The organism is Gordonia sp. VNK1 (genome assembly GCF_040049135.1).
Classification (GTDB): Bacteria; Actinomycetota; Actinomycetes; order Mycobacteriales; family Mycobacteriaceae; genus Gordonia; species Gordonia oleivorans.
The window spans coordinates 220,903-233,238 of sequence record NZ_JBDZDJ010000006.1; the positions used below are offsets into that span (position 1 = coordinate 220,903).

Consider the following 12,336-nt stretch of genomic DNA (forward strand, 5'->3'; position numbering starts at 1 on the left):
CGGCGCCGGTCGCCGTCATGTTCTCTCGCATCCGGACTGTGACCGTCGGCTCCGGAATCACACCGGAATCTGCTGACCCCGTCGGTGAGACGGGCGCTCGCGGGCTCGGTGCCGCAACTGCGACGCCATCACCGCCGGTGGGGACTTTCACCCCGCCCCGAGAACGTACGACATCGACGCTAGCACGTGGGAAAACGCCGAACCAGTACGCCGGTCCACTTACGGTTCTCGCCGGGGTGGGGCGGGTAACATCACGCCGTGGATTCTGCCGGGCCGCCAACGTCGGCCCGGCACTCGAGAAGGGCAACGCGAACATGGCCGATTCCAGTACGACGACGTCTCCCGGTGCGTCGCGACGCTCCCCCGGAAACGTGATTGCCGGACTGCTGAAACGCTTTTGGCTCCCGCTGATCCTGATTGTTGCCGCGGTGATCTTCATCGCCCAGAACACCCAGCATGTCAGCGTCGACTTCCTGTTTCTGCAGATCAGTTCCTGGCTGTGGTTGATCCTCACGATCGTTGCCGTCGGCGGGGTGCTCGCCGGGTGGATTCTGGGCCGCAACGGAGCGCGGAAGAAGTCGGACTGACACCGGCGGGCTTCGTCGTGAGGCGGCCCGGACCGGATCGGTGCGATGACTCAGTTCGGCAACCGCGGGGAACGGCAGGTCAGCAGGATGTCGTCGCCCAGTCGTTCGATTCCGTCGAGTCGCAGTCGGGTCGCATCCGACAGGGTGGTGACCGCGTCGCTGTGCACCGCTGACGCCCCGGCACCGAGGACGGTCGGGGCGAGGTAGGCCTCCACCTCGTCGACGAGGCCGGCGTCGAGGAATGCCCCGATGATTCGGGGACCGCCCTCCACGAGCACCCAGGTGGTGTCATCGAGTGCGGCGAGGACCTGCTCCGGGTCGTGGGTGTGGACGTGGCGGAACTCGCCGAACGGACGGCTGATCGCCGCACCGTCCGGAATCTCTCTGTGCCCCATGGCAACCCGGATCGGCTGTCGGTCGGAGAGGGAGCCGTCGGGCAGGCGTGCCGTCAACGCGGGATCGTCGGCGAGCACGGTGCCGGTGCCGACGATGATGGCGTCGATCTCGGCGCGCTGCCGGTGCGCTCGGGCCCGGGCGACGCCACCGGTGATCCACTGACTCGTTCCGTCCGGGGCGGCGATGCGGCCGTCGAGGGTGGCCGCGATCTTCGCGGTCACCAGGGGCCGACCGTACTGCTGCCGGAACAGCCATCCGCGCAACGGGCCCGAACGCGCGGCCGCTTCGCCGACGGCGTCGATCACCTCGACGCCTGCGGCGCGTAGCCGGTCGGCGCCACCGGATGCGGTGGGGTTCGGATCGGCGACCGCGTAGACGACCCGACGCACGCCTGCCTCGATGAGCGCCACGGCGCACGGCCCGGTGCGGCCGGTGTGGTTGCACGGTTCGAGTGTGACCACCGCGGTCGCGCCGCGGGCGGCCTCACCCGCCGCCCGCAATGCCATCACCTCGGCGTGCGCCTCGCCGGCGCGTTGGGTGTGGCCGCGCGAGATCTCGGTGCCGTCGTCGGCGATGATGAGCGCCCCGACCGCCGGATTGGGCCGGGAGAGACTCAGCGCCAGAGACGAATACGCGATCGCGTCGGCCATCGCCGCGTCGAGGACGGTCATCGGGGGCGCCATGGCGTTCCTCGCGGCTAGTGGACGCGCGCTGCGGCGGCCTTCTCGCGGAGCGCCGCCACCGCGGCTCCGGCATCCTCGGCTCCGTAGACCGCCGACCCGGCGACGAAGCAGTCGACGCCGGCCTCGGCCGCCTCGGCGATCGTGGCGTCGGCGATGCCACCGTCGATCTCGACGAGCAGGCGCAGATCGCCGGAGTCGATGACCTTGCGGATCTCGCGGACCTTGCCGAGCACCTCGGGCATGAACTTCTGACCACCGAACCCGGGTTCCACACTCATCACGAGCAGGGTGTCGAACCCGCGCAGGATCTCCAGGTAGGGATCAAGGGGCGTGCCGGGCTTGATGGCCAGCCCGGCCTTGCCACCGGCAGCGCGGATGTCCTTGGCGACCAAGACCGGGTCGTCGGTGGCCTCCGCGTGGAAGGTGACGTTGTAGGCGCCGGCCTCGGCATACGGCGGGGCCCAGCGGCCCGGGTCCTCGATCATCAGGTGACAGTCGAGCGGGATGTCGGTGGCCTTGAGCAGGCTCTCGACGATGGGCAGCCCCAAGGTCAGGTTGGGGACGAAGTGGGCGTCCATCACGTCGACGTGCAGCCAGTCGGCGCGCGAGGAACCGGGACCGGACACGGCGGCGGCCTCGGCGGCCAGATTGGCGAAGTCGGCCGACAGGATCGACGGCGCGATCATCGGGGCAATCGGGGAACTCATGGCAGACAATTTACGCGGCCGGTGGTCGTGCGGTGGGCACCGGTCACTCGGGCAGCGTCAGGATGCGCGGTCCGTCGTCGGTGATGGCGATGGTGTGTTCGGAGTGCGCGCCGTACGAGCCGTCGGCCAACCGCAGCGTCCAGCCGTCCGGGTCGGTGACCAGCTCGTCGGTGCCCAACCCCCACCACGGTTCGAGCGCCAGGGTCATTCCGGTCGCCAGTTTCAGCCCCCGATGCGGCTTGCCGCGGTTGGGGACGTGCGGGTCCTCGTGCATCGTCTTTCCGAGACCGTGGCCACCGAAGTCGGTGTTGACCCGGTAACCGCCTCGCCGCGCGACCGCTCCGATCGCGGCGGACACGTCGCCGAGCCGATTGCCCGGCAGTGCGGCGGCGATACCGGCATCGAGGGCGGTGCGGGTGGACGCGATGAGCGTGTCGATCTCGGTGGTCGCGGTTCCGACGGGAACGGTGATCGCCGAATCGGCGACCCAGCCGTCGATCGACACGGCGAGGTCGAGGCTGAGCAGATCACCGTCGGCGAGAACGTGATCGTGCGGAAGACCGTGCAGCACAGCGTCATTGACGGATAGGCAGATGACATTGCGGAACGGCCCGCGCCCGAAGGACGGCGAGTAGTCCCAGTAGCACGACACCGCTCCCCGAGTGTCGAGCATCGTGCGCGCGTGGCGTTCGAGATCCAGCAGGTTCACGCCGGGTTCGGCGCGTGCCGCGAGTGTGTGGAGCACTTCCGCCACGAATCGGCCCGTCACCGCCATCGCGTCGATCTCTCGGGGTGACTTGAGTTCGATCATGCCGGGCAATCCTTCGGTCGTCGGTATTTCAATACCAACGTACCAGGAGCGGTAAACAAATACCGTAGGCTGGGGACATGGTCCGCATCCCCCTGACACCGGAACAGATCGAGGCAGGCTGTCGGCTCGGCGCCCTCTTGCGCTCCGAGCGCGCCGGCCGCGACCCGGAAGCCGTTGCGCGACAAGCCGGAATCTCGCCGGAAACCCTCCGCAAGATCGAGGTGGGGAGGATACCGAGTCCGAGCTTCGGGACCGTCGTGGCCATCTGCGACGCCATCGACCTGCCGATTCAGGTCGCGGTCGAGGTGTGGCGAAACGGTCCGGCAACATCCGTCGCAATGTAGTCAGGTCGCAGCCACTCCGCTGACAGCGCTCTGCCCGACGTTCACAGCGCTCTGCCCATTACCTGACAGGTCCACTCGAGCGCTGTCAGTGTGTGGGCGAGCGCTGTCAACGTTCCCGCGAGCGCTGTCAGTGGCGCGGATTCACGTGGGCGAGCGCTGTCAGTCCTTGGTGATCGCCGCGAGGAACATGGCGTCGGTGCCGTGGATGTGCGGCCACAGCTGCACATGCGGACCGTCGCCGACGTCGTCGGCACCCACCAGCGGACGCGCGTCGAGCTGCCGGGCACCGTCGACGGACGCGACGACCTCGTCGACCACGCCGGTGGTCTCGGCGGGATGCGGTGAGCAGGTCGAGTAGACGACGATGCCGCCGGGCCGGACCAGCCGCAGCGCCTCGCCCAGCAAGTCCTTCTGCAGCGCAACGAGTTCCGGCACATCACTCGGCTGCCGACGCCAGCGGGCCTCGGGGCGTCGACGCAACGAGCCCAGGCCGGTGCACGGGGCGTCGAGCAGGATGCGGTCGAAGCCGGCGGCGAGTCCGGTGTGTTCGACGATGTCGCGGGCGTCGGCCACATGCACGTCGACGGGCAGGTCGCGCACCACGCCACGGATCAGGTCGGCGCGGTGGGCGCTGACCTCGATGGCGTCGAGGTGGGCGTTGTCGATGTCGGCGATCGCGCCGATCAACGCCGCCTTGCCACCCGGTCCGGCGCACATGTCCAGCCAGCGTCCGCCGTCCTCGCCGATGTCGGCGACGGTGACCGCGCGGGCGACGAGCTGGCTGCCCTCGTCCTGCACTCCGGCGTATCCCTGCCGGATGGCCTCGACATCGCCCGGGTCGCCACCGGGGAGGTAGACGCAATACGGCGAATAGCGACCGACCTCTCCCCCGCTGGTCAACGCCAACTCCTCGGCGGTGATGAAGCCCGGACGGGCGACCAGATGCACCGGCGGGCGCTCGTCGTCGGCGGCCAACGCCGCCTGCAACTGCCCGTACGACCCGCCGAGCGCGTCGAAGAACACCTCCGCGATCCACCGCGGATGTGCGTAGCGGAACGCGAGATTGCCGAGCAGATCCTCGCTCATCGGCGGGGCGAGTTCGTCGGTCCACAGATCTTCGTCGCGTTGGGACACCTTGCGCAACACCGCATTGACGAATCCGGCCGGACCCTGCCCGTCCTCCGCACGCACCAGGTCGACCGATGTCGACACCGCCGCGTGTGCACCGATGCGGGTGCGCAACAGCTGATAGGTTCCCAGCCGCAGCACGTCGAGGAGCTTGCCGTCGATGTCGGCGACCGGACGTCCGGCAGCCGCGGCGATCACCGCGTCGAGAAGCCCCTGGGCGCGGGCGGTCCCGTAGGTCAGTTCGGTGGCCAGGGCGGCATCCCGCCCACTGATATGGCGCTCCCGCAACAACTTCGGTAACAGCAGGTTGGCGTAGGCATCACGTTCACGCACCGCGCGTAATACGTCGCGGGCGGTGACGCGGACCTGGTCGACGGCCTTGTCACGGATCTTGGGATCACCGCGGCCATCGCGTCCCGGCCCGGTGCGTCGCTGCTGGGCCCGAGGCTGGCCGCCGCGTCCGCGGCCCTGATCGCCGTACCGGTCTCCGCGTGGTCTGCTCACCCGAGCACACTCCCCTCATCCAGTCGCGCGCCGCGCGCCCAATCGGTGGCCGGCATCGGCTTCTTGCCGGGTGCCTGGACCAGCCCGAGCCGCACAGGTGCGGTGGCGGTGCCCACGTAGACGGCCTTCTTGGTCAGGTGCAGGGTTCCGGGGGCCAGCGCCTCGGGCGCCTGCGGATCGCCCGCGGTCAGGGCCACCGGGCCGAGTTTCAGCCGCACATCGCCCAGCGTCGTCCAGGGTCCCGGCGCCGGTGTGTGCGCACGGATCCGACGGTCCACGATGTGCGCGGGCAGATCCCATCGCACCGCCGCATCGTCGACCTCGACCTTGGGGGCGTGGCTGATCCCGTCGGCGGGCTGCGGTTGCGGCACCAACCGGCCCGCCTCGATGCCGCTGAGTGTGTCGGCGAGCAGGCCGGCGCCCGCCTCCGCCAGCCGGTCCAGGAGGTCGCCGCTGGTGTCGGTGGCGCGGATGGTCTCGGTGAGCACGCCGAACACCGGTCCGGTGTCGAGACCCTTCTCCAGCCGGAACGTGCTGGCGCCGGTGGTCTCGTCGCCGGCGGCGATGGCCGCCTGGACCGGGGCCGCGCCACGCCACGCCGGCAGCACCGAGAAGTGCAGATTGATCCACCCGTGGGTGGGCAGTTCCAGCAACGCCGGCGGGACCAGACCCCCGTAGGCGACGACAGCGCCCACGTCGGGGGCCCACTGCGCGAGGGTGTCGGCGACCTCCGGCTCGGACAGGCGGCGTGGGGTGAGGACGGGAATCCCGTGCGTGTCGGCGAGTTCGGCGACCGGAGCGCGACGCACCTTGCGTCCGCGACCGGACACCGCGTCGGGACGGGCGATGACGCCGACGATCTCGTGAGCGGGATCATCGATCAGCCGCTGCAGTGACGGCACCGCCACCTGCGGCGTTCCCGCGAACACGACTCTCACGTGTCATTCCTCCTCATCGCCGGCACATCTGCTCACATCACAACTCATCCGATGGTAGGCGGGTCGACCTGAACGCGGATCGGTCCGGTCTGCCGCGCCGCGTTGCGATGGACCTGGGCGGCCGTCAGTGCGCGTGCGAGGTCACGGCCGTGACGCCGATCGGTACGGACGAGCAACCGCTCGATCTCCCCGAGATCCTCCTCGTCGCTACCCGCGGGTGGACGCACGCCGTCGGGCAGCGGCACCGGCCCGAGCACGTCGGCCCCGGACGGAAGGTCCAGGAGGTCCATGAAGGTGTTCACCGACTCGGCGGGGCCGTCCACCGAGGCCATCGTGACGGCCGGCGGGAATCCCAGCTCGGTGCGGTGATCGAGTTCGGTGACCGCGAATCCGACCGGGTCCCAACGGATGACGGCCTGAACCGCCGGCAGCGACGAGTCGGCCACGATGACCAGCGCCCCGCCGTCCCGTCGGGACCGCACCTGCGCACCGATGGCCAGCCACCTGCGCACGGCGTCCTCCCCGGCACGCAGATCGGCGCGGTCGAGTTGTGCCCAGGTGTCGAGGATCACAGCGGCACCGTATCCACCCGGCGCCATCGGCTCGGCACCCGGCGTGGCCACGACGACCCGCTTGCCCTCGGGCACCTCGTCGATGACGGTGCTCCCGCCACTGGTCACGACGGGCACCCCGGCGAACGCGCGGCCCAGCTCCTCGGCGGTGCGACGCGCCCCGAGGGTCAGGGCCCGCACCGCGGTGCCACCGCATTCCGGACAGCGAAACGACATCTCGGCGCGGCCACACCATCGGCAGCTCAGGGCGCCGTGCGCGTCCATCTGAAGCGGACCGTGACACGCCCGGCACCGGGCGTGGGTGCGGCACTTGGCGCAGGCCACCGACGGGATGTATCCGCGTCGGGGCACGCTGAACAGTACCGGGGCACCGTCGGCGAGGGCCCTGCGCGCGGCCTCGAAGGCGACCGCCGGGATCCGTGCGGTACGCGCCAGCGGGTCGCGGGCGATGCGGACGTCCTCGTCGGTGATGGCCTCCACGGCCGGACTGCGGTCGCGCACCACGGCGCGGTCGGCGACGAGGTCGTGCGCCCACCCGGACGAGACCAGCGCCTGCGCCTGCGCGGTCCGCGCGAAACCACCGATGACCAGCCCGGCCTGCTCCTGATGGGCACGGAGCACCGCGACCTCACGGGGATGCGGGTACGGGGCGCGGGGTTCGTTCAGGCTGTCGTCACCGTCGTCCCAGACCACGATCAGACCCAGATCGTGGACGGGGGCGAAGATCGCCGATCGGGTGCCCAGCACGACGTCGGCGACGCCACGCCGCGCCGCGAGCCACCGGCGATATCGCGCGGTCGGCCCCAGGCCGGCCGACAACGTGACGCAGCGGTCGCCGAGCAGGGGTTCGCACGCCGCCGCGACCCGATCGAGGTCACGTTGATCGGGCACCACCATCACCACTCCGCGGCCGGCGTCGGCGGTGATGGCGGCCAGGTCGGCGAGTCGTTGTGGCCACAGTTCCGCCGGGGCCGCCTGCCACACCGCACGCGGCGCACCCGAGGCCAACGATTCGAGAAACGATGCCCCGGTGCGGTAGGTCGTCCAGTGACTCCGGTCGGGGACGACGATGGCGGTGGTCGGCGGTGGGCTCGGCTGCGCCTCGGTGCGCGCATGGCGTGGCGGCACGGCCAGCCGCAGCACGTCCGACATCGTTCCGGCGTACCGATCGGCCACCGCGCGCGCGAGATGGCCGATCGGCTCGGTGAGCACCGGCTCCGGGGACACCACCCGATCGAGGAATCCGAGCTTTCCCTCGTGCTCGGACACCTCGACCCGCTCGAGCAGGAATCCGTCGACGAGGCGTCCGGCGAAACGTATCCGGAGCCGCACACCGGGTACGGCGTCGGCGTCCTGGTCGGTGTCGATCAGATAGTCGAACGGGCGATCGAGGTGCGCCAGGCCGAGCATCGGCAGCACCTTGGCGATCGGTGCCGTCGCGGCACGTTCACGAGCCCCGGCACGCGTGGTACCGGCCACGGATGTGCGTCAGAGACCGGCGGCGGCGCGCAGCTTCTCGGCGCGGTCGGTGCGCTCCCACGGCAGATCGACATCGGTACGACCGAAGTGTCCATATGCGGCGGTGGGACCGTAGATCGGACGCAGCAGGTCCAGGTCGCGGATGATGGCCAGGGGACGCAGATCGAAGACCTCGGAGATCGCCCGCTGGATCGTGGCCGGGTCGGCCTTCTCGGTGCCGAAGGTCTCCACGAACAACCCGACCGGCGCGGCCTTGCCGATGGCGTAGGCCACCTGGACCTCGATGCGATCGGCCAGTCCGGCGGCGACGGCGTTCTTGGCGACCCAGCGCATCGCGTAGGCGGCGCTGCGGTCCACCTTCGACGGATCCTTGCCGGAGAAGGCGCCACCGCCGTGGCGGGCCATCCCTCCGTAGGTGTCGACGATGATCTTGCGGCCGGTCAGCCCCGCATCACCCATCGGCCCACCGAGGACGAACTTGCCGGTCGGGTTGACCAGCAGTCGCACATCGGAGGTGTCGAGGTCGGGCAGTTCGAGGTCGGCGAGGACGCTCTGGAGGACCTGCTCCCGCAGATCGGGGGTGAGCATCTTCTCGAGATCGATGTCGGCGGCGTGCTGGGTGGAGATGACCACGGTGTCCAGGCGGACCGGCTTGTCGCCGTTGTATTCGATGGTGACCTGGGTCTTGCCGTCGGGTCGCAGGTAGGGCAACACACCGGACTTGCGGACCTCGGTCAGGCGACGCGACAGCCGATGTGCGAGGGCGATCGGAACCGGCATGAGCTCGGGGGTCTCGTTGGTCGCGTACCCGAACATCAGACCCTGATCGCCGGCGCCCTGGGCGTCGATCTCGTCCTCGGAGATTCCGCTGCGGTTCTCGTGGGAATTGAACACGCCGCCGGCGATGTCGGGTGACTGCGCGCCGATCGCGACGTTCACCCCGCACGACGCGCCGTCGAAGCCCTTGGTCGACGAGTCGTACCCGATCTCGAGGATCTTTGCGCGGACGATGCCGGGGATGTCGACGTATGCGTCGGTGGTGACCTCACCGGCGACGTGCACCTGCCCGGTGGTGACGAGCGTCTCCACGGCGACACGGGCCTTGGGGTCGTCGGTGAGGATGGCGTCGAGGATCGAGTCGCTGATCGCGTCACAGATCTTGTCCGGGTGCCCCTCGGTGACGGACTCGCTGGTGAAAAGGCGTGACGCGCTGCTGGTCATCGGATCCTCTCGGGTCATGTCGGCGGTTCACCCCGACTGTCGGGGGCCCTATGGCGGTGGTGGTGTCAAAACTACTAGAGCGGTGTGACACGGGTGGTTCGGGTGTCAGGCGCCCGATCCATCAGGCACCAGCGAACGGACCGCGTCAAGAATCCGGCTCGCCATGAGTGTTTTCGATCCCGGCGGCAACGCCGTTTCCTCCCCCGTCGCGGCGAGCAGCCACCCGGTGTTGTCCTCGGTGCCGAAGGCCTTGCCATCGCCGACCGCGTTCACCACGAGCAGGTCGCAGCCCTTGCGCTTGAGTTTCGCACGTCCGTGGTCGAGGACGCCACCGGTCTCGTCGCCGGTCTCCGCGGCGAATCCGACGATGACCGTGTCGCCGGCGATGTCACCGGCATCCCGCGCCTGCACCAGGCCGCGGAGGATGTCGGGATTGGTGGTCAGCTCGATGGGTGCGGGGCCCGCCTCGCCCTTCTTGATCTTCGACTCGTTCATCGTGACCGGGCGGAAGTCGGCGACGGCCGCGGCCATGATCACCACATCGGCGTCGGCGGCGCGGGTCGTCATCTCGTCGGCGAGTTCGCGGGCGGTGGAGATCGGCACGATCCGCACCGCGGGTGGCTCACCCGCGCCCTTGGTGGAACCGGCGACGACGGTGACCGATGCGCCGCGCTGGGCCGCGGCACGCGCCAACGCGAAGCCCTGCTTTCCGGAGCTGTGATTGCCCAGGAACCGCACCGGGTCGAGGGCCTCGCGGGTGCCGCCGGCGCTGATGAGCACCCGCAGGCCGGCCAGGTCGTAGGGCAACGCCTCGGCGCGATCGAGGAGCAGTTCACCGATGAGGGCGATCTCCTGCGGTTCGGGTAACCGGCCGGGACCGGAGTCGGTCCCGGTGAGGCGGCCCGACGCCGGGGTCATCACGACGTTGCCGCGTTCCCGGAGGGTCGCGACGTTGGCCTGGGTGGCGGCGTGACGCCACATCTCGGTGTGCATCGCCGGTACGTAGAGCACCGGGCACGTGGTGACCAGCAGGGATGCGGTGAGCAGGTCGTCGGCGCGTCCGGCCACGGCACGCGCCATCAGGTCGGCGGTGGCCGGGGCGATGATCACCAGGTCGGCGTGCTGCCCGAGGCGGACGTGCTCGACCTCGTCGACCCGCTCGAACACTTCGGTGCTGACCGGGTTCCCGGACAGCGCCTCGAAGGTGGCGGCACCGACGAATTCCAGCGCGGCGCGGGTCGGGATCACCCGGACGTCGTGGCCTGCCTCGGTGAAGTGGCGGATCAGCGAGCACACCTTGTAGGCGGCGATCCCACCCCCGACACCGATCAGGATGCGTTTGCGGCCCCGCGCAGTGGAACTGGTCGGGGCCGCGTCGGCCGTCGCTCCGGTCATCACCGGCGGCGGGCTCTACTCGCCCTCGGTGTGCTCGAGCAGGTCGGAGTGGATCTCACGCATCGCGATCGACAGCGGCTTCTCCTGCAGACCCGGCTCGACGAGCGGGCCGACGTACTCGAGGATGCCGTCACCGAGCTGGTTGTAGTAGTCGTTGATCTGCCGCGCCCGCTTGGCCGCGTAGATCACCAGCGCGTACTTCGACGAAGCCCGCTCGAGCAGATCGTCGATGGGCGGATTGGTGATACCCAGCGGAGTGTCGTAGGCCGGTGCGTCGGCGATCTCGGTCATGTCGAAGTTGGTCTGTGCGCTCACGCGAACTCCTGCCGTGGTGTGCGGATGTCGATCAGGCGGTCTGGTGCCGGGCGGTCCCGGTTCGGGTCGGCCCTACCGCGCTGGGTCTCTGGGTCCCGGACGGACGTGCCGCTCGGGGGTTTGTCGGCGATCAGTGACTCGGTTCGGCACTCCGGTGCGACCCGGGATGCGTGTCCGGTCGATGCTGATCAGGCCCGACCAGCAAGGATACCAATTCATCGGCCGCGGAGTCGACTCGGGAGTTGACGATCACCTCGTCGAACTCGCCCTGCGCGGCCATCTCGGTGCGTGCGGTCGCCAGTCGGCGGTCGATCTGCTCGGGGCTCTCGGTCCCGCGTCCGCGCAATCGTGCCTCCAGCTCGTCCCAGCTCGGCGGTGCCAGGAACACCAGCGTCGCCTCGGGCAGTCGTCGCCGGACGTTGCGGGCGCCGACGAGATCGACCTCCAGCAGGACCGGAACTCCGGAGGCCAGGGCCTGTTCCACGGGACGCAGCGGCGTCCCCGAACGCTGCAACCCGCCGTGGATGTCGGCCCATTCGAGCAGTTCGTCGTCGGCGATCATGCGGTCGAACTCGGCGCGGCCGACGAAGCGGTAGTCACGTCCGTCGACCTCGCCCGGTCGCGGGTCGCGGGTGGTGGCCGACACACTGAACCAGAGGTTCGGGACCGCGTCGCGGACCCGCGCGACCACCGTCGATTTCCCCACGGCAGAGGGGCCGACCAGAACCACCAGTCGACCCCTCGTACGTGTGGGTTGTGAGCCCGTCACGCTGCCGTTCTCGGCGTCGTGACTCAGGAGCTGAACTTCTCGAGCAGCGCCTTGCGCTGACGATCACCGAGGCCACGCAGGCGGCGCGTCGGGGCGATCTCCAGCTCGGTCATGATCTCCTGTGCCTTGACCTTGCCCACCTTGGGCAGGGCCTCGAGCAGGGCAGAGACCTTCATCTTGCCCAGGATCTCGTCTTCTTCGGCGTCCTTGAGCACCTGCTTGAGGTCGGTGCCGCCACGCTTGAGGCGCTCTTTGAGCTCGGCGCGTACTCGGCGTGCGGCAGCAGCCTTCTCCAACGCAGCGGCGCGCTGCTCGTCTGTCAACTGGGGAAGCGCCACGGTTTCCTCCGTCTTTCGTTCTCGATCTGGACTGCACCGGCACCGTGTGGTGCCCGGTGGCGTGTGGCCGCTCGGCGCGGGTGCTCATCGGTCTCGATGACCAAGCACTCGCCGAAAGGGCGCGGCGAAAGCGACCGTACCCATCTGAG

The 12,336-nt window shown here is 69.7% G+C and carries 13 protein-coding genes and 1 riboswitch; of the genes, 2 read left to right on the plus strand and 11 right to left on the minus strand.

Annotation, left to right across the window (positions count from 1 at the left end):
- Nucleotides 1-15: 15 nt before the first annotated feature.
- Nucleotides 16-169, minus strand: a riboswitch (FMN riboswitch).
- Nucleotides 170-236: 67 nt separating this feature from the next.
- Nucleotides 237-587 carry a lipopolysaccharide assembly protein LapA domain-containing protein gene (locus tag ABLE94_RS09905; protein ID WP_348803708.1) on the plus strand — a complete coding sequence of 117 codons (351 nt, stop codon included), beginning with the start codon at nt 237-239 and terminating at the stop codon, nt 585-587.
- A gap of 50 nt (nt 588-637) precedes the next feature.
- On the opposite strand, the gene ribD is transcribed toward ABLE94_RS09905, so the two are convergent.
- The 3 genes from ribD to map are packed head-to-tail and all read right to left on the minus strand — an operon-like array spanning nt 638 to nt 3,184.
- Entirely contained in the window at nt 638-1,666 is a 1,029-nt protein-coding gene (ribD, locus tag ABLE94_RS09910; protein WP_348803707.1) for a bifunctional diaminohydroxyphosphoribosylaminopyrimidine deaminase/5-amino-6-(5-phosphoribosylamino)uracil reductase RibD, read from the minus strand.
- Nucleotides 1,667-1,680: 14 nt separating this feature from the next.
- Nucleotides 1,681-2,373: a ribulose-phosphate 3-epimerase gene (rpe, locus tag ABLE94_RS09915; protein WP_348803706.1), complete on the minus strand. Its 693-nt coding sequence runs from the start codon at nt 2,371-2,373 to the stop codon at nt 1,681-1,683.
- 43 nt (nt 2,374-2,416) lie between these two features.
- Entirely contained in the window at nt 2,417-3,184 is a 768-nt protein-coding gene (gene map, locus ABLE94_RS09920) for a type I methionyl aminopeptidase (protein ID WP_348803705.1), read from the minus strand.
- A gap of 77 nt (nt 3,185-3,261) precedes the next feature.
- Here map and ABLE94_RS09925 point away from each other — a divergent pair, with 77 nt between their 5' ends.
- Nucleotides 3,262-3,528 carry a helix-turn-helix domain-containing protein gene (locus tag ABLE94_RS09925; RefSeq protein WP_348803703.1) on the plus strand — a complete coding sequence of 89 codons (267 nt, stop codon included), beginning with the start codon at nt 3,262-3,264 and terminating at the stop codon, nt 3,526-3,528.
- A 159-nt stretch (nt 3,529-3,687) separates the two neighbouring features.
- On the opposite strand, the gene ABLE94_RS09930 is transcribed toward ABLE94_RS09925, so the two are convergent.
- From ABLE94_RS09930 to mihF, 8 genes are all read right to left on the minus strand, one after another.
- Entirely contained in the window at nt 3,688-5,160 is a 1,473-nt protein-coding gene (locus tag ABLE94_RS09930; RefSeq protein WP_425476174.1) for an RsmB/NOP family class I SAM-dependent RNA methyltransferase, read from the minus strand.
- On the minus strand, nt 5,157-6,098 hold the full coding sequence (gene fmt, locus ABLE94_RS09935; protein WP_348803702.1) for a methionyl-tRNA formyltransferase: 942 nt from the start codon (nt 6,096-6,098) through the stop codon (nt 5,157-5,159). Before fmt ends, ABLE94_RS09930 begins: the two co-directional genes overlap by 4 nt.
- A 44-nt stretch (nt 6,099-6,142) precedes the next feature.
- Entirely contained in the window at nt 6,143-8,080 is a 1,938-nt protein-coding gene (locus ABLE94_RS09940) for a primosomal protein N' (protein WP_348803932.1), read from the minus strand.
- A 78-nt stretch (nt 8,081-8,158) separates the two neighbouring features.
- Nucleotides 8,159-9,370: a methionine adenosyltransferase gene (gene metK / locus ABLE94_RS09945; RefSeq protein WP_348803701.1), complete on the minus strand. Its 1,212-nt coding sequence runs from the start codon at nt 9,368-9,370 to the stop codon at nt 8,159-8,161.
- Between the two features lie 105 nt (nt 9,371-9,475).
- The gene (gene coaBC / locus ABLE94_RS09950; protein WP_348808668.1) at nt 9,476-10,765 is read right to left on the minus strand and encodes a bifunctional phosphopantothenoylcysteine decarboxylase/phosphopantothenate--cysteine ligase CoaBC; all 1,290 of its coding nucleotides are present in this window, start codon (nt 10,763-10,765) and stop codon (nt 9,476-9,478) included.
- Nucleotides 10,766-10,780: 15 nt separating this feature from the next.
- On the minus strand, nt 10,781-11,080 hold the full coding sequence (gene rpoZ / locus ABLE94_RS09955; protein ID WP_348803699.1) for a DNA-directed RNA polymerase subunit omega: 300 nt from the start codon (nt 11,078-11,080) through the stop codon (nt 10,781-10,783).
- Between the two features lie 130 nt (nt 11,081-11,210).
- Nucleotides 11,211-11,849 (minus strand): guanylate kinase, encoded by a 639-nt coding sequence (gene gmk / locus ABLE94_RS09960; RefSeq protein WP_348808669.1) that lies wholly within the window; start codon nt 11,847-11,849, stop codon nt 11,211-11,213.
- A 23-nt stretch (nt 11,850-11,872) separates the two neighbouring features.
- A complete protein-coding gene (mihF, locus tag ABLE94_RS09965) occupies nt 11,873-12,187 on the minus strand; it encodes an integration host factor, actinobacterial type (protein WP_020791706.1) in 315 nt (104 codons plus the stop codon).
- Between the last annotated feature and the right edge of the window lie 149 nt (nt 12,188-12,336).